This window comes from Neptunomonas japonica DSM 18939 (assembly GCF_000422765.1).
Classification (GTDB): Bacteria; Pseudomonadota; Gammaproteobacteria; order Pseudomonadales; family Balneatricaceae; genus Neptunomonas; species Neptunomonas japonica.
The window spans coordinates 129,296-146,613 of record NZ_KE383916.1; the positions used below are offsets into that span (position 1 = coordinate 129,296).

Consider the following 17,318-nt stretch of genomic DNA (forward strand, 5'->3'; position numbering starts at 1 on the left):
GTACAGACAGCACAGGCGATAGAAAGTGGTCTGGTAGTTCAAACGGTGCCGGTATCACAAGCATTGCAAACGGAGCAAGCCGTTCAAGTAATGCCTGCGGAGAAAATTGCTTCGACAGCTCGGCCAGTTGTGGCTGCTGAGTCGCGTGCAGATTTGAAGAAGGAGTCTTCGCAACAGGGTCGTGATAATAGCGTGTCTTTATCTTCTCCCGTTGTTGGTGTTAATGGGTCTCGTCAGGAGCCTGTCATAAGTGGTGTGGTTGGTCAGCAAGCCGCAGTGTTGCCGGCAGTGCCTATAGGGCAGAAGGAGGCGCCGGCAGGTGGGAGTATGTTTTTACAAGGCAGCAGTGCAGAGTCATCAGATGCTACTATGCAAGTACGAGATCGGGCGAGTGATATATATTCATTAGGGTCGACTCATCAGCCAACACTTGTGAAGCCTACAGCGAGCATTCAAATGCAGATGCCGGTAGGTATGCCTCCAATGCATCCTGGTTGGCAGCAGGCGATTTCTGAACGTGTTATATGGGCGGCAGGTCAGCAAGTGCAAACCGCGACCATGCAGTTGGATCCTCCTGAATTAGGTGCTTTGCAGGTTAAACTGCAAATTTTTCAGGACCAAGTTAGTGTTACTTTTACTTCGCCTAATGCGGGTGTCAGGGATGCTGTTGAGCAGAGTTTACCTAGGTTGCGGGAAATGTTAGCTGAGCAGGGTATGGATCTTGGTGAGTCTTCTGTTAATGATCAGTCATCTGATCAAGGGCGGCAGCAAAGAGAATTGCTCTCTGACGGGAGTTATTCACCATCTAGTGAACAGGAGGTGGTTGGGTTAGCAGAGAAAGGCAGTGTAGGATTATCTTTAGTAGATTATTATGCATAGACGATAGTTAGCTATCTATATGTTATATTTAAAGGATAGCTTTGTATCTTGTTGTTGTGTCGTAATAATTTAGGGGTTTGTGATGGCTGAAGAGATAGCTGCGGAAGGTGCTGAGGGCGGGAAATCAAAGAAGAAGCTCATTATCTTTATCGCGATTGGTTTTGTGGTTGTTGCATTACTGGGCGCAGGGGCTGCTTATTTTTTATTAGGGAATACAGCTGAAGAACCAGCAGTTGCGGCTGAGCCAGTACGTAAAGACGCGATATACTCAAAAGTACGTACTTTGGGTGGTAAGCCGTCATTTGTAGCGACACTCAAGTCGACTGATGGGAAAAGGCATTTTTTGCGTACTTTTGTTGAAGCAAAAAGTAGAGAGCAGGATGTTGTGGATGCATTGACTTTGCATATGCCGTTGATTGTTTCTCGGCTGAATCAGCTTTTTAGTTCGCAGTCATTTGATGAGTTGCAATCTATAGAAGGTAAAGAAAAACTGCGTCAAGCATCCACGCAGTTGGTGCAAGATTTTTTGCAGGAGAAAATTGGAAAACCGGGTGTTGAGAAAATTTTATTTACTGATTTTGTGATGCAGTAAAGTCGGGAGACTGAATATCAATGTCGGTTAAAGATCTACTATCTCAAGAGGAAATTGATGCGCTGCTACATGGTGTTGATGACGGAGATGTTGAAACTGTAGAAGAGCCAGAAGAGTATGAGCCTGGTGAAATTAGGCCTTATGATCTTGCTAGTCATGAGCGCATCGTCCGTGGCAGGATGCCAACGCTTGAGATGATTAACGAGCGTTTTGCTCGCTTTACGCGTAGTAGTTTATTTAATTTGCTGAGAAAGACGACAGATGTGACCGTGGGTGGTGTTCAGGTCATGAAGTATGGTGACTATATCCATACGCTTTATGTCCCAACGAGTATGAATTTAGTAAAAGTAGCCCCATTGCGAGGTACTGCGTTATTTATCATGGATGCTAAATTAGTGTTTAAATTGGTAGATAACTTTTTTGGTGGCGATGGACGGCATGCAAAAATTGAAGGGCGTGATTTTACTCCCACCGAAACACGCTTAGTTTATAAGACGCTAGATCTATTATTTATGGATCTGGTTGAGGCTTGGAAGCCGGTAATGGAATTAACTTTTCAGAAAGTTGGGCACGAAATGAACCCGGCAATGGCGAATGCTGTTGGGCCTTCTGAAGTTGTGGTTGTGAGTACATTTCAGGTCGACTTAGAAGGTGGTGCGGGTGAGTTTCATATAACCATGCCCTATTCTATGCTGGAGCCTATAAGAGATTTATTGGTTTCGGGCTTTCAGCGTTCTGAAGATGAGAAAGATGACCGCTGGGTCAAGGCATTGCGACGCGATATTATACTGGCTCCTATGAAGTTGGATCTGTGTGTTGCCAAGCGGGAATTGACGCTACGTAATGTGATGGCCTTGGAGCCGGGCGATATTATCCCCATAGAAATACCTGAAAACTTAACCTTGAAAGCCAACTCAGTCCCTGTTTTTAATTGTAAAATGGGAACCTCGCGTGGCAATCTTGCCGTTAAAATTGTTGACCAAATAGCTAAGCATGAATAATGCATAAACTGCCAGAGTTGCCTGTATGAGTGAAGAAACAGAAAATAACGAAATGGATGATGGTCAGCAAGCAATGGCTGATGAGTGGGCTTCTGCATTAGAGGAGCAAACTGGAGAGGCTGCTGCATCGGTAGATTTTGATGAGCTTTTAGATGAATCCGTGCCTATCTCGGATCCTAAGTTGGATGTGATTCTGGATATACCCGTGACCTTGTCTATGGAGGTAGGGAATACGGGAATCTCAATTAGAAACTTACTGCAGTTGAGTCAAGGTTCGGTGGTTGAGTTGGATCGTGTAGCAGGGGAGCCGCTTGATGTTATGATCAATGGTACCTTGATTGCCCATGGTGAAGTTGTTGTTGTTAATGATCGTTATGGTATTCGCTTAACCGATGTGATTAGCCCGCAAGAGCGAATTAAGCATCTACGTTGATGAATAATTATTGTTTGATAAACCTTAAATTCTTGTTTTTGTTGTTGCCGGGCCTTTCTTTGGCGGCAGAAAGTGTGCCTGCTACCGCAATGCGAGAAGATGTGTTGACTTCGCAAGCCATTATTCAGATGCTTTTAGGCTTGGCGTTAGTTATTGCGGTTATTTTTATACTTGCGTGGGTTTTACGTCGAGTGTCTAATCTTCAGCAATCACATCAAAAAATGAAAATTGTTTCATCTCTGTCTCTTGGTACGCGCGAGAGGGCTGTGTTAATCGAGGTGGGTGATAGGCAGGTTCTGTTGGGTGTTGCTCCGGGTTCCGTATCACTATTGGAGTCCTTCCCTGAGCGTGTTATCGCTGCTGCGTCTAATAGTGAATTTGAAAACAAATTAAAGCAAAGCATTAAGACAGGGAGTCCTGAATGAAGCTTGCATGCGTAATTATGCTAGCGTTGTTTTCTGGGCATGCAATGGCTGCTGATGTAGGAATACCGGCGTTTAATCTGACGACCAATGAGGCGGGTGAGACCAGTTACAGTGTAACGCTTCAAATTCTTCTTCTGATGAGTATGCTGACATTCCTGCCAGCTATGGTAATGATGATGACGTCCTTTACGCGTATTGTTATTGTCTTTGCTATATTGCGTCAAGCTTTAGGTTTGCAGCAATCACCATCGAATCAGGTGATGATAGGTTTGGCGTTGTTTTTAACTTTTTTTATTATGACTCCTGTACTAGAAGAAGTTAATAAAGTGGCGATCCAGCCATATATAAATGAAGAGTTGGACACGTTGAGTGCTATTCAGGCGGCAGGTGAGCCTTTTCATCGTTTTATGATTCATCAAACGAGAGAAAATGACCTGAATCTTTTTTTACGTATTTCAAAATCACCACCTATAGCGTCTCCAGATCAAGTGCCTTTTACTGTGCTTGTGCCCGCTTTTGTCACTAGTGAGTTGAAAACTGCTTTTCAAATTGGTTTTATGTTGTTTATTCCTTTTCTTGTTATAGATTTGGTTGTAGCTAGTGTATTGATGGCGATGGGGATGATGATGCTTTCCCCTGTGATTATCTCACTGCCTTTCAAAATTATGCTATTTGTCTTGGTGGATGGGTGGGCTATGATTATAGGTACGCTTGCCGCCAGTTTCGGAATCTAGGAGTGCTGCATGACACCTCAGATAATGCTAGATGTATTTGGTGAAGCCATCTGGCTTGTGATTACTTTGGTGTTGGTCATTGTTGTCCCTAGTCTGCTTGTGGGTCTATTAATCGCTATTTTTCAAGCAGCAACACAAATCAATGAGCAGACGTTAAGCTTCCTGCCGCGTTTGATGGTGATTCTATTGATTATCTTGCTTATGGGGCCTTGGATGGTGACTAAGCTTACTGATCAGTTTCATAAAATTTTCGAAAGCATACCAGTCATGATTGGGTAGCCTATGTTAGATATAGGCTTGCTTGAGCTTGAGCAGTGGGCGTCTTCCTTCCTGTTTCCTTTTTTTCGTATCGCATCTTTTTTAATGGCAATGCCAATGATTGGTACGCAGCTGGTACCTATGCGTATACGGCTGGGGCTGGCTCTGGCGATGACGGTTGTGCTGTTGCCGGTGCTTCCTGTGCCGCCTGTGGCTGATGGATTGTCATTTCAAACCTATATATTGATAGCTCAGCAGATAGTGATTGGTGCGATATTGGGCTTTGCGTTACATATTATGTTTCAAATTTTTGCCGTAGGTGGGCAGTTAATAGCGAACCAGATGGGTTTGGGTTTTGCATCTATGACCGATCCTGTCAACGGTGTATCGGTCGTTGTGCTGGGGCAGTTTTATCTCATGTTGACCATGTTGATGTTTCTTGCAATGAATGGTCATTTGGTGATGTTGAACGTCGTAACGCAAAGCTTCGATATACTTCCGGTCACTGTAGTGAATTTTTCGGCTATCAAATTTATGGATATAGCCTTGGCGGGTACTTGGATGTTTAGTGGTGCGTTGCTTATGTCACTACCAGCTGTTACATCGCTGTTAGTGATTAATCTGTCTTTTGGTATTATGACTAAAGCGGCCCCTCAGTTAAATATATTTGCAATAGGCTTCCCTTTTACAATGGTGATGGGGTTATTGATTACATGGATAAGTTTGTCAGGTTTTTTGGGGCAGTTTGAAATAATTGCGGATCATGCGTTAGGTGTAATAGGTCAGTTGATCGAGGTGTCTGATGGCTGAAGAATCAGGGCAGGAGAAGACTGAAGATCCCACCCCCAAGCGTCTGCGTGAGGCGCGAGAAAAAGGGGATATCCCGCGTTCTAAAGAGTTAAATGCTACAGCGTTGTTGTTGGCGGCTGCCGGAGCCATGTTGTTGTTTGGTGCCAGTGCTGCGCAACGAATAGCGGCAATGATGGCAGGGAATTTTGAGCTAAGTAGAGAGGAGCTTTTTGACAGTCGTCTGATGTTGATCCATTTTGGGGCCTCTGTTGTTGAGTCTATATGGGCTGTGTTGGGGTTTATGGTGATGGTTGCTTTAGCTGCTTTGATTGGGCCTATGGCATTGGGAGGGCTGAACTTTAGTGCGCAGGCGGTACAGCCAAAAATGAGTCGTCTTAATCCTTTGGCGGGTCTCAAGCGTATGTTTTCTGTTAAAGCTTTGGTGGAGCTGGCTAAGGCGTTCGCTAAATTTGCTTTGGTTACCGGGTTCGCTATTACTGTGCTGATGCTTCTTATGCCAGAGCTTTTTGCTTTAGGTGGCCAGGATATAAGAGTAGCTATTTCTCATTCTGCTGAGTTGGTTGGTTGGGCATTTCTGGTGATTAGTAGCAGTTTAATTATTATTTCTTTGATAGATGTTCCTTTTCAGCTGCATGATTATGCAGAGAAGTTAAAAATGACTCTACAAGAAGTAAAAGATGAAATGAAAAACACGGAAGGGAAGCCCGAAGTTAAGGGGAGGATTAGGCAGATGCAGCGTGAGATAGCGCAGCGTCAAATGATGACAGATGTGCCGACTGCCGATGTTATTATTACTAACCCCACTCACTACTCCGTTGCGCTTAAATATGTCTCTGGTGAGCGCGATGCTCCTATTGTTGTGGCTAAAGGGGCAGATTTTGTTGCGTTAAAGATTCGTGAAATTGCTAAAGAGCACGATGTTCCAATCTTGTCTACACCTCCTTTGGCGCGAGCCTTATTTCACAGTACCGAAATTGACCAAGAAGTACCTGCTGCGCTTTATAAGGCCGTCGCACAGGTTCTTGCTTATGTATTTCAGTTGAAGCGCTATAAGGCTAATCAGTCAGAAAAGCCTTTGCCATTGAATGATGGTGAAATGGATATCCCGCAAGACTATGTACGTGACTAGTTTTGGCTTAAATCTTGCAAATATACGGTTAAGTAGGCTGTTTATTTGATTTTAGGTGTTTTTGTGTCAAATAAATGGCGTTATGCCGTGAGTGCTGTTTTTTTGACGTGAGAATGTATTGGATAGAGCTGCTTTATTAGGTAATGTGCGCGGTGCAAGCCGGGGTAATCTGGGTGTTCCTTTTCTATTGCTGATTATTTTGGCAATGGTTACATTACCGGTGCCTACCTTTCTGCTTGATGTTCTGTTTACGTTTAACATTGCCCTGTCTATCGTCGTGCTTCTTGTCGGTGTTTACGCTCTTCGTCCGTTAGATTTTGCTGTTTTCCCTACTATTTTGCTTGTGGCAACGCTGATGCGTTTAGCGCTCAATGTTGCTTCAACACGAGTGGTTCTTCTGTATGGCCATGAGGGGGGAGATGCTGCCGGTAAGGTTATCGAGGCCTTTGGTTCTGTCGTTATTGGCGGCAACTATGTTGTCGGTATTGTTGTGTTTTTGATATTGGTTATTATCAACTTTGTTGTTGTTACTAAGGGCGCGGGTCGTATTTCTGAAGTAAGTGCTCGCTTTACCTTGGATGCAATGCCAGGTAAGCAGATGGCAATTGATGCAGATTTGAACGCAGGTCTGATTAATCAAGAAGAAGCCAAAGCAAGGCGTGAGGATGTTACTCAAGAGGCTGACTTTTACGGTTCCATGGATGGTGCCTCTAAATTTGTTAGAGGTGATGCTGTTGCAGGGATATTGATTCTTGTTATCAATATTTTGGGTGGGTTGATGATCGGTATGATTCAGCATGATCTCTCGTTTGACGTGGCTGCTGAGTACTATGCATTGTTAACCATTGGTGACGGGCTAGTTGCACAAATACCTTCGCTATTACTATCAACCGCTGCTGCTATTATGGTGACAAGACAAAATAGCTCCCAAGATATGGGTAAGCAGATTTTTAGTCAGTTATTTGCTTCACCAAAAGCGCTTACGGTGGCGGCAATTATTTTGGCTGTAATGGGAAGTGTGCCTGGTATGCCGCATGTGGCGTTTCTATCATTGGCTGCTATTGCGGGTGCAGGAGCGTGGCTTCTTCTCAAAAAACAAGCCGAAGCAGAGGCGTTGGCTGGTGAAGAGGCAAGACAAGCTCAGTTGCCTGTTGATACAGAGGCGGCAGGAGAGCATAAAGAGCTCGATTGGGCTGACGTTATGCCGGTAGATATGATTGGACTAGAAGTGGGTTACCGCTTGATCCCTATGGTCGATAAGCTGCAAGGCGGGCAGTTGCTTAATAGGATTAAAGGCGTTAGGAAAAAGCTATCTCAAGACCTAGGTTTTTTGGTGCCTTCAGTACATATAAGAGATAACTTAGATTTGATGCCTGGTGCTTATCGCATTACGTTGATGGGAGTTATTGTTGGAGAGGCAGAAATATATCCTGATCGTGATTTGGCGATTAACCCCGGGCAGGTATTTGGTTCGTTAAAAGGCGTCGATGTTAAGGATCCCGCTTTTGGTCTGGATGCGACGTGGATTGAGTTAAGTTTGCGTGAACAAGCTCAAACGCTAGGTTATACGGTTGTTGATGCTAGTACCGTTGTTGCAACGCATTTAAACCAGATACTACAAAGTCATGCGCATGAGCTATTAGGGCACGAAGAAGTTCAGCAGTTATTGGACATGCTGGCTAAAGGTTCACCTAAGCTAGTAGAAGACCTTGTTCCTGCAAAACTGTCTATTAGTAGTCTCTTAAAAGTATTACAAAGTTTGTTGATGGAACAGGTGCCACTTAAAGATTTTAGGAGTATTGCAGAAGCTTTATCGGAAGCTGTTACGCGTACTCAAGACCCTGTCGCATTAACTGCAGCGGTACGGGTGGCAATATCAAGACTGATTGTCCAAACTATTAACGGTTCAGAAGCTGAGATCCCTGTTATTACTATGGATCCCCAGTTGGAGCAACTGTTGCTTAATTCAGTTCAGCAGAGTCAGCAGGCGGGAGAAAGCGGTATGGTGCTTGAGCCTGGTATGGCTGAACGGTTGCAGACTTCACTTATTGCAGCGGCTCAAAAGCAAGAGATGTTAGGGCAACCTTCGATTTTATTGGTAGCGGCGCCTGTTAGGCCGCTGATGTCCAAATTTGTACGCTATAGTGAACAGTTGATTCATGTTCTTTCTTATCAAGAAATACCGGAAAATAAAAAAATTACTATTGTGGCAACTGTAGGCGGTCAAAATGCTTAAGGTTGAAGTAATTAGTAGCTCGCCACGGGTGAGGTGTTTATGAAAGTGAAACGTATCTTTGCCCCCGATATGCGTCAAGCTATGCGGCGTGCTAGAGAGGAAATTGGGCCCGATGCGGTTATTGTGTCAAATCATCGGGTGGCTGGTGGTGTCGAGGTTGTTGCCGCGCATGAACATGAATTTGAAGCAGCTCAGGCAGAGTTTAAGCGAGACTACGAGAAGAAAAAGCGTAAGGATGAGCAGGTACGTATTCTTACGGCGGATAAAAGTAGGCAAGACCTGGATGATGAACTGAAAAAAGCGCGTTTGCGTATTGCAGAAGCCAATGATCAGGTTGAAAAAGAGCCACTTTATCAGGCAGAGGGTAAGCGAAACCTTCAGGTTGAGCAGGATGAAGAAGACGATTTACAAACAATTCTTGAGTCGCTTAAAAGCCGTCAAGAAGCACGAAAGGCCACATTTCTAGACGATCTAGATGAAGAGGATGTACCTTCTATAGATGTTAAGCCGGCGCCTACGATTATACAGAAAGAAAATGCTGCAATAGAGAGTATGCAGCAAGAAATACAGCAGTTGAAATCGTTGCTTGAGCAGCAAATGCAGGTTCCTTCGCGAAAAGTTTGGGTTGAAGAGGCTGCACAGCGTAAGTCGGTCGCGCCTTTGGGTGTAGCTGATAAACTGGTTAAGCGATTCGAAAAAATAGGTCTCAATAATACCTTGATTACTCAGCTTACACGCGGCCTTGAAGCTGACCTTGAAATAGCAAAGGCTTGGCGAGTCACCTTGTCAAAGCTAACTGATGCCGTGCCTGTTATGAGTGAAGATTATATCGATAGAGGCGGGATGATTGCCTTTGTTGGTCCTACCGGTGTTGGCAAGACCACCTCTATTGGAAAGTTAGCGGCACGTTATGTTCTTCAGCATGGTAGTGCTAGTTTGGCGCTTGTTACGACTGATACCTATCGTATTGCAGCACATGAGCAATTAAGAACGTTTGGGCGGATTTTAGACGTTCCTGTCAGGGTTGTGGATGAAAATAACCCCTTAGAAGATGTATTGTTGTCGTTACGGGGAAAACGTCTAGTATTAATTGATACGGCGGGTATGAGTCACCATGAAGGCCCTAGTGAAGCTCAAAAAAAGATGCTTACGAGTGTTTCTGTAAGGCTCAAAAAGCTATTAGTTCTTTCTTGTTCAAGTCAGCGTCAAGTATTGGAAGATGCTTATGATAATTACCAGAGTATTGGCTTAAATGGTTGTGTACTTAGTAAGTTGGATGAATCAGGTAGCTTGGGTGAGGCTTTAAGCTTGGTGGTAGAAAAAGCGCTGCCTATTGCATATGTCACTGATGGCCAAAAAGTGCCGGACGATATTGAAGTCGCCCAACGGAATGATCTCGTGAGCAGAGCTGTAATTACTGCGCAAAAAACACTGGAAAGGGAGCGTGAGCGTGCGCTGTCTTCAACGGGAGGAGCGTCTGAACTTTCGTCAGCCGGCTAAGTACAGATAATAATTGATGAAAAAGCAGCACTCAGTGAAAGTTATCGCAGTTACCGGTGGTAAAGGTGGCGTTGGTAAAACGAATGTTTCGGTGAATTTATCGATAGCCTTAGGTGAAATGGGGCGCCGAACCGTGTTAATGGATGCGGACCTTGGTTTGGCCAATGTTGATGTTATGTTGGGTTTGCGTCCTAAAAAGAATATTAGCGACGTGCTTTCTGGAGAATGTCGACTGACTGATGTAATGCTAGATGTAACTGATAATGTCAAGATTGTTCCCGCATGCTCAGGGACTCAGGAAATGACATCGCTTAGTGCTCACGAGCATGCAGAGTTAGTCTATGCTTTTAATGAAGTTGCAGAAGATATCGATGTGCTAGTAATTGATACTGCTGCTGGGATTTCTGAATCGGTGGTGAGCTTTGTGCGTGCCGCTCAAGAGGTGCTTGTGGTGGTTTGTGATGAGCCTACTTCGATTACTGATGCTTATGCGCTTATCAAGTTATTGAATAGGGACTATCGCATGACTCGATTTAGAGTCTTGGCGAATATGGTAGACACTGATGTAGAAGGTAGGAACATGTTTAATAAACTTTCTACTGTCACAGACCGTTTTCTGGATGTAACACTTCAATACGTTGGCTCAATACCTTATGATGAGCATGTAAGGAAATCAGTGCGACGCCAAATACCTGTTTTGAAAGCATTTTCTAAATGCAAGGCAGCAATTTCGTATCGGCAACTCGCTAAGAAAGTAGATGACTGGCCAGTCCAAGATGCTCCGCGAGGGCATTTGGAGTTCTTTGTGGAACGCTTGGTTCAGGGTGTTTAAATTTCGGGTCTGGAAAGGGGCTCCATGTATAACCCGCTAGAAATTTCGTCAAGCCATGAGCTTATTGAGCAATATGCGCCGCTCGTAAAACGTATCGCCTATCATTTGATGGGGCGACTTCCTGCAAGTGTGGTTGTGGATGACCTAATACAATCGGGTATGATCGGCTTATTAGAAGCGGCAAAAAAATATGATGCTGCCAAGGGAGCTAGTTTCGAAACCTATGCAGGTATTCGCATACGTGGTTCTATTATTGATGAAGTGCGTCGAGGTGATTGGACTCCTCGTTCGGTTCATCGTAACAGCCGTCGTATTACCCAGGCTATGCAAACGTTAGGGGCATCACTAGGGCGAGATGCGACTGATACTGAAATTGCGACTGAGATGGGGATCTCTGTTTCGGATTATCATGACCTGCTTAAAGACTCAGTAGAAAGTCGTTTATTTAGCTTTGAAGAGATGACAAGTTCTGATGGTGAGAGTCCTGGAGAGCAGTTGTCAGGTGTCGAGCCTAGTCCCGTAGCTCATACTGAAAAAAATGCTTTTAAGTTAGCTTTGGCAAATGCCATAGACTCCTTGCCTGAACGCGAAAAATTAGTCCTTGCACTTTATTATGATGAAGAGCTGAACCTTAAAGAAATTGGTGAGGTTTTAGGTGTTAGCGAGTCTCGAGTGAGCCAAATTCATAGTCAAGCAGCCCATCGACTTCGTGGTCGATTGAGAGAATGGCAATAAAATTTTCTCTATCTCTCCATTTTCTTGAAAAATGGTCTAAATTCTAATCAGGCTAAATGATAAATCGGGTGCATTAATCCATATGCTTCTGAATTGGGGGATATTGTCTTGAAAAAAGACATCAAGATTCTAGTGGTGGACGACTTTTCTACCATGAGACGTATTATAAAAAACCTGCTCCGTGATCTTGGATTTAATAATGTCATTGAAGCAGATGATGGTAAAACGGCTTTGCCGATTTTGCAGCAAGGTGGTGTGCAGTTTCTTGTGACTGACTGGAACATGCCAGGCATGACCGGTATTGACCTTGTCCGAGCAGTGCGCGCTGATCCAAAGTTGGCTGGTATGCCTATCTTGATGGTTACGGCAGAAGCGAAGCGTGAGCAAATTATTGCTGCTGCTCAGGCCGGTGTTAATGGCTACGTTATTAAGCCATTTACTGCAGCTGTTTTGAAAGAAAAGATAGACAAAATTTTCCAACGTATCGGAAGTTAATCTGTTAAGGAACTCACTAATTATGACTGAAGCAGATTTGCATCGGGGATTGGATGGCTTTGAATCATTGCTGCAGGAAAAAGCGTCTGAGCTGGTTACAGTGTTGGAGGGTGGTGATTTAAACAGTGCACTGACCATTATAAATGACCTGCAGCAAGTTAAGCACTTGGCCTTTTATAATGAAGTTGGGTATCTGACCAGGGGTCTTCATGAGGCAATTAAGTCTTTTTCTGATGATGTTAAAGTTCAGGGAGAGACTAATGATGAACAAGATGACTCTATTCAAGGCATGGCCGATGCGTCTGAAAGGTTAGGTTATGTTATTGAACTAACTGAAAAAACTTCTCATGAAACCATGGATCGTGTCGATAAGTCGTTAGCGTTAGTCGATAAAATGGATGAGCAAAGTGGACGCTTTGCCGATCTGTTATCGATGGTAGGGCAGCTGGAAGCTGAGTTTGAGGGGTTGAGAGGTGGATATGACCGTACTTGCCAGCTTAAGAAAGAATCAGAACAAACAGTTAAAGATTTGCGGGCTGAGCTTACAGAGATATTAGTTGCTCAAAGTTACCAAGATATCACGGGGCAACTTATCCGCCGTGTAATAACTTTGGTAACTCAAGTAGAAAGCAGCTTAGTGCAACTTATGGATATGGCGGCAAAAGTTGAGCGTATAAGTGGCCTAAGTGTAGAGAAGCCAGCAAGTAATACTAACCAGAAAGCTAAAAAAGACCCAATTGAAGCAGAAGGGCCACAACTCGCGGGAAAAAATGATCCGGACGTGGCCTGTGATCAAGATGATGTTGATGATCTGTTATCAAGTTTGGGTTTTTGAATAGGAGCTTCTAATGAGCTTGGATGTTGATCACGAAATTCTCGAAGATTTTCTTGTTGAGGCAGGAGAGATACTAGAACAGCTATCTGAGCAGTTAGTTGATCTTGAGAAGTCCCCAGACGATAACGATCTTTTGAATTCAATTTTTCGGGGCTTTCATACCGTAAAGGGTGGTGCTGGATTCCTTCAATTGGATGCAATGGTGGACTGCTGCCATAAGGCCGAGAATTTATTCGACCTACTTCGAAATGGGAGTGTCAAAGTAACTCCTGAGCTCATGGATGTAGTGTTACAGTCGCTAGATGCCGTCAATATAATGTTTGGTAATGTCCGAGCGGGTGAAAATCTTGAAGCTGCTTCTCCAGCATTGTTACAAAAACTTGCAGATTTTGCTTCGGGTAAAGTTGAGTCTGAACAAGGGTCTGTTCTTGATGTAATGGCTGCTCCTGATGCAGCAGTACCTGTTGAGGACCCTGTTCAATCAGATGTACTTTCTGTTTCCAGTGTGAATTCTGCTAATGATGAGTTTGATATGTTACTGGATGATGTTATTCCAGAGGCAGAGGCCATCGTTGAAGATGACGGTCTAATTACAGAAGACGAGTTTGAAGCGCTACTTAATGATCTGCATGGTGATGGTGCTCCAGGAATTTCCACTGGGCATGAAATAGTTGAAAGTAAAGAGACAGCTGATAGCGGTTTAATCTCAGAAGATGAGTTTGAAAATTTACTCGATGAATTGCAGTCTCATGGTCAGGGAGCCTTTGCAAGTACTGAGGATGCTACACCCGCTATGCCTGTTGAGGCAGCCCCTACGCCTGCGCCTATAGTTGAGCAGCCTGCTAATGCTGCAAAAAATTCGGCAGCGGCACCCGCAGCCGCGTCTTCTAATAAAACTGTAGTAACAGAAAGTAATGTCCGAGTTGATACACGTTTATTAGATAAAATCATGAATATGGTTGGAGAGCTGGTCTTAGTACGAAACAGGCTAGTTCGTTTAGGCGGTGCTCGTGAAGACGAGGAAATGACAAAAGCACTGGGTATTCTTGATATGGTTACAGCGGACTTACAAATGTCCGTGATGAAAACCCGTATGCAGCCAGTTAAGAAAGTGTTCGGGCGCTTTCCCCGTCTGATCCGTGACCTGTCACGTAGTTTGAAGAAAGAGATACGCCTTGAGCTACGAGGTGAGGAAACCGACCTTGATAAGAATCTAGTTGAAGCGCTAGCAGACCCTTTAATACATTTGGTACGTAACTCTGTTGACCATGGCATAGAATCTCCTGAAATACGTGAGGGAACAGGAAAGGCGCGCGAAGGACATGTTTTGTTATCAGCAGAACAAGAAGGTGATCATATTCTGTTGATTATACAGGATGATGGTGCCGGAATGGATCCTGAAAAACTGCGTAAGTTGGCGGTTGATCGTGGGATGCTGGATCAGGAGGCGGCTAATCGGCTTTCAGAGCAAGAATGTTTCAATTTGATCTTTCAGGCAGGCTTTTCTACAAAAACAGAAGTGTCGGACGTATCTGGTCGTGGCGTCGGCATGGATGTGGTTAAAACTAAAATCACACAGTTAAATGGTACTTTGCATATAGACTCTGTTTTAGGGCAGGGTACTCGAATTGCTATTCAAGTTCCGCTGACATTGGCGATTATGCCAACGTTGATGGTGATGTTGGAGAATCAAGCTTTTGCATTGCCGCTGGTTAATGTTAATGAAATTTTCAATCTTGATCTGACAAAAACTAATGTAGTAGATGGTCAGCAGGTGATTATTGTTAGAGATCAGGCCTTGCCTTTATTTCATATGAAACGCTGGCTAGTTGAAGGGCAGCAAGACGCCGAGCTTCCAGAGCAAGGACATGTAGTTATTCTTACAGTAGGAACTTTGCGAGTTGGCTTTGTAGTTGATCAGTTGGTTGGGCAGGAAGAAGTTGTGATTAAGCCTTTGGGCACTATTTTACATGGTACTCCTGGATTATCAGGAGCAACTATTACTGGTGATGGTCGAATAGCTCTAATTATTGATATTCCTAATTTACTGAAACGTTACGCGTCTTAGTAAATATTGTCTGAATAGGGGCTGCTATGCCGGTAAAAGTGTTAATAGTTGATGACTCCGGTTTTTTCAGACAGCGTATTAATGATTTCTTATCGAACGATAAGCGCTTAGAAGTTATCGGCACTGCTTCTAATGGTCGTGAGGCTGTTGAGTTGACTAAGCAGCTGAAACCAGACGTTGTTACCATGGATGTGGAGATGCCATTGTTAAATGGTATTGACGCTGTTCGGATTATTATGAGAGACAATCCCACTAATGTTCTGATGCTTTCATCCCTTACCCATGAGGGAGCTCAAGTAACCTTACAAGCTTTAGAGGCGGGAGCTGCGGATTATCTAACAAAAGATATTCGTTCTTGGATTAATAAATCTAATGCAATGCAGAATACATTAGTCGAACGTGTTGTGGCGCTTGGGCAAAGTAGAGGTGGACGACGAAGATCGCCGGCTTTTATTGCTAAACCGTTGAAGGCTGGAGCAACATCTAGTATTCACAGTTTCAGTGGGTCCGGTCCTACTCATTCGAAAAGAGTTGAGCCAAAGAGCAGTGTTTTGTCATCTTCTCGAACTAATACAGATCTAAAAACATCTATTCAGACGCGCTCGTCGCCTGTAAGAAAAACGAGTCATGCCGCTAGCTTTCCTGCCAACTGTAAACTTGTTGTAATTGGTTCTTCTACAGGAGGGCCTGCAGCCTTGCAGACTATTCTAACGGCCTTGCCTGCTAGCTTTCCTCACCCTATATTGCTTGTTCAGCATATGCCTAAGACCTTTACGTCAGTCTTTGCCTCACGTTTAAATCAACAGTGCAATATAGAAGTGAAAGAAGCGGAAGATGGCGATAGATTGAAGGCAGGGCGCGCTCTATTAGTACCAGGGGGGCATCAAGTAATGATTGACAGCCGACAGCCTGATCGTATCAAGATTTTGCCAGGGGATGAGCGATTGACCTATCGTCCCAGTGTTGACATCGCTTATGCTGCTGCTGCAAAAACTTATGGAAATAAAGTGTTAGCAGTGATTTTGACAGGTATGGGGGCTGATGGAGCAGAAGGTGCTCGGTTGCTCAAGCAGGCTGGGGCTGTTATGTGGGCTCAAAATGAAGCGAGTTGTACTATTTATGGCATGCCTCAAGCAGTTGTTAAAGCAGGGCTTGCGGATGATATATTGGATTTAAATGATATTTCTAGGTTGTTAATGAGTGGTGGTAAGTAGAAAAGCATTTCTATGATTTTAAATGTAATGCATTGTATTAAATAGATATATCATCAGTTATCCTCATTTGAAATAGACACAGTCATACCGGGAATATGCTATGCAGGTTTGGGCAATTGCAAATCAAAAAGGCGGTGTTGGGAAGACAACAACAGTTGTGACTTTAGCTGGGTTATTAGCAGAGGTTGGTTACAACGTTTTGATGATTGACCTTGATCCACATGGATCTTTAACTAGTTATTTCCACTATGATCCTGATGAGTTAGATCATAGTGTCTATGATCTTTTTGTTACTCAGAATGAAATTACGCAGAATCAAGTTAACTCCTTGTTATGCAGCACATCTGTTGATCGTATACAGCTGATGCCTGCATCAACAGCTATGGCAACATTGGAGCGGCGTGCAATCGATCATCAAGGGATGGGGTTGCAGGTTGCGAAAGCTTTGCGTCATGTTAAAGATCGTTATGATTTTGTTTTGATTGATAGCCCGCCAGTATTAGGTGTGCTAATGGTAAATGCGTTGGCTGCATGTCACCACTTGATTGTTCCGGCGCAAACGGAGTTTCTTGCTCTTAAAGGGCTAGAAAGGATGGTTCGAACTATTAGTATGATTAATCGTGCTCGCAAGAAAAAGTTGAACTATACAATTATCCCAACGTTTTATGATCGAAGAACTCAAGCGTCGGTAAGCTGTTTGAGGGAGCTTCATAAGTGCTACCCAGATGAGCTGTCCAGTGCGGTTATTCCCGTCGATACGAAATTTAGAAACGCTAGTATGAAGGGGGTTGTGCCTTCTTCGCTAGATGCTGGTAGTCGAGGCGTTCATGCCTATGCTCGCTTATTACGCTCTTTAATAGAGCAGCGGAGGTAACTGTTAATGGATAAGAAGCCCCCGGCCGGTCGTCAGCATCAAGTAGTTTTCGAATACCTTGAGGCATTGTTGTTGGATCCTTCTGAGGAAGATGAGAGTCACCTTGAACAGGATCATGAAAAGAACCTCGTAGAAGATGAAACTATTTCTCATGATGTATTGCTTGCAGATACAGAGTTAATGAGCACACTGGAAGCAGAGCCAGAGCCAGAGCCAGAGCCAGAGCCAGAGCCAGAGCCAGAGCCAGAGCCAGAGCCAGAGCCAGAGC

Annotated in this window: 19 protein-coding genes; all 19 read left to right on the plus strand. The window is 44.1% G+C overall.

Annotated elements, in window-relative coordinates; genetic code table 11:
* The coding region (locus G511_RS24040; protein ID WP_028471190.1) for a flagellar hook-length control protein FliK at positions 1 to 879 on the plus strand (879 nt) is incomplete at its 5' end.
* An 82-nt stretch (positions 880 to 961) separates the two neighbouring features.
* Positions 962 to 1,471, plus strand: a complete 510-nt coding sequence (locus tag G511_RS0119805; protein WP_028471191.1) for a flagellar basal body-associated FliL family protein — start codon at positions 962 to 964, stop codon at positions 1,469 to 1,471.
* A gap of 20 nt (positions 1,472 to 1,491) precedes the next feature.
* Positions 1,492 to 2,472, plus strand: coding sequence for a flagellar motor switch protein FliM (gene fliM / locus G511_RS0119810; RefSeq protein ID WP_028471192.1), 981 nt, complete (start codon positions 1,492 to 1,494; stop codon positions 2,470 to 2,472).
* Between the two features lie 25 nt (positions 2,473 to 2,497).
* Entirely contained in the window at positions 2,498 to 2,905 is a 408-nt protein-coding gene (gene fliN / locus G511_RS0119815; protein WP_156905262.1) for a flagellar motor switch protein FliN, read from the plus strand.
* Positions 2,905 to 3,330, plus strand: coding sequence for a flagellar biosynthetic protein FliO (gene fliO / locus G511_RS0119820; RefSeq protein WP_036552542.1), 426 nt, complete (start codon positions 2,905 to 2,907; stop codon positions 3,328 to 3,330). The genes fliN and fliO overlap by 1 nt, the downstream gene beginning before the upstream one ends.
* The gene (gene fliP / locus G511_RS0119825; RefSeq protein ID WP_028471195.1) at positions 3,327 to 4,064 is read left to right on the plus strand and encodes a flagellar type III secretion system pore protein FliP; all 738 of its coding nucleotides are present in this window, start codon (positions 3,327 to 3,329) and stop codon (positions 4,062 to 4,064) included. Before fliO ends, fliP begins: the two co-directional genes overlap by 4 nt.
* 9 nt (positions 4,065 to 4,073) lie before the next feature.
* Positions 4,074 to 4,343: a flagellar biosynthesis protein FliQ gene (fliQ, locus tag G511_RS0119830; protein WP_028471196.1), complete on the plus strand. Its 270-nt coding sequence runs from the start codon at positions 4,074 to 4,076 to the stop codon at positions 4,341 to 4,343.
* Between the two features lie 3 nt (positions 4,344 to 4,346).
* Positions 4,347 to 5,132 (plus strand): flagellar biosynthetic protein FliR, encoded by a 786-nt coding sequence (gene fliR / locus G511_RS0119835; protein WP_028471197.1) that lies wholly within the window; start codon positions 4,347 to 4,349, stop codon positions 5,130 to 5,132.
* On the plus strand, positions 5,125 to 6,261 hold the full coding sequence (gene flhB / locus G511_RS0119840; RefSeq protein ID WP_028471198.1) for a flagellar biosynthesis protein FlhB: 1,137 nt from the start codon (positions 5,125 to 5,127) through the stop codon (positions 6,259 to 6,261). The genes fliR and flhB overlap by 8 nt, the downstream gene beginning before the upstream one ends.
* Before the next feature lie 118 nt (positions 6,262 to 6,379).
* On the plus strand, positions 6,380 to 8,497 hold the full coding sequence (gene flhA / locus G511_RS0119845) for a flagellar biosynthesis protein FlhA (RefSeq protein WP_028471199.1): 2,118 nt from the start codon (positions 6,380 to 6,382) through the stop codon (positions 8,495 to 8,497).
* Positions 8,498 to 8,536: 39 nt separating this feature from the next.
* Positions 8,537 to 9,997, plus strand: a complete 1,461-nt coding sequence (gene flhF / locus G511_RS23500) for a flagellar biosynthesis GTPase FlhF (protein ID WP_051222272.1) — start codon at positions 8,537 to 8,539, stop codon at positions 9,995 to 9,997.
* A gap of 16 nt (positions 9,998 to 10,013) precedes the next feature.
* The gene (locus G511_RS0119855; protein ID WP_036552544.1) at positions 10,014 to 10,829 is read left to right on the plus strand and encodes a MinD/ParA family protein; all 816 of its coding nucleotides are present in this window, start codon (positions 10,014 to 10,016) and stop codon (positions 10,827 to 10,829) included.
* Between the two features lie 24 nt (positions 10,830 to 10,853).
* The gene (locus tag G511_RS0119860; RefSeq protein ID WP_028471201.1) at positions 10,854 to 11,564 is read left to right on the plus strand and encodes an RNA polymerase sigma factor FliA; all 711 of its coding nucleotides are present in this window, start codon (positions 10,854 to 10,856) and stop codon (positions 11,562 to 11,564) included.
* A gap of 108 nt (positions 11,565 to 11,672) precedes the next feature.
* Positions 11,673 to 12,059, plus strand: coding sequence for a chemotaxis response regulator CheY (gene cheY / locus G511_RS0119865; protein WP_028471202.1), 387 nt, complete (start codon positions 11,673 to 11,675; stop codon positions 12,057 to 12,059).
* Between the two features lie 22 nt (positions 12,060 to 12,081).
* Positions 12,082 to 12,894: a protein phosphatase CheZ gene (locus tag G511_RS0119870; protein WP_028471203.1), complete on the plus strand. Its 813-nt coding sequence runs from the start codon at positions 12,082 to 12,084 to the stop codon at positions 12,892 to 12,894.
* 13 nt (positions 12,895 to 12,907) lie between these two features.
* Positions 12,908 to 14,962, plus strand: a complete 2,055-nt coding sequence (locus tag G511_RS0119875; RefSeq protein ID WP_028471204.1) for a chemotaxis protein CheA — start codon at positions 12,908 to 12,910, stop codon at positions 14,960 to 14,962.
* Between the two features lie 26 nt (positions 14,963 to 14,988).
* Positions 14,989 to 16,176, plus strand: coding sequence for a protein-glutamate methylesterase/protein-glutamine glutaminase (locus tag G511_RS0119880; RefSeq protein ID WP_028471205.1), 1,188 nt, complete (start codon positions 14,989 to 14,991; stop codon positions 16,174 to 16,176).
* 100 nt (positions 16,177 to 16,276) lie between these two features.
* The gene (locus G511_RS0119885; protein ID WP_028471206.1) at positions 16,277 to 17,050 is read left to right on the plus strand and encodes a ParA family protein; all 774 of its coding nucleotides are present in this window, start codon (positions 16,277 to 16,279) and stop codon (positions 17,048 to 17,050) included.
* Between the two features lie 6 nt (positions 17,051 to 17,056).
* A partial coding sequence (locus tag G511_RS24970; protein WP_211224942.1) for a hypothetical protein occupies positions 17,057 to 17,318 on the plus strand: 262 nt, incomplete at its 3' end.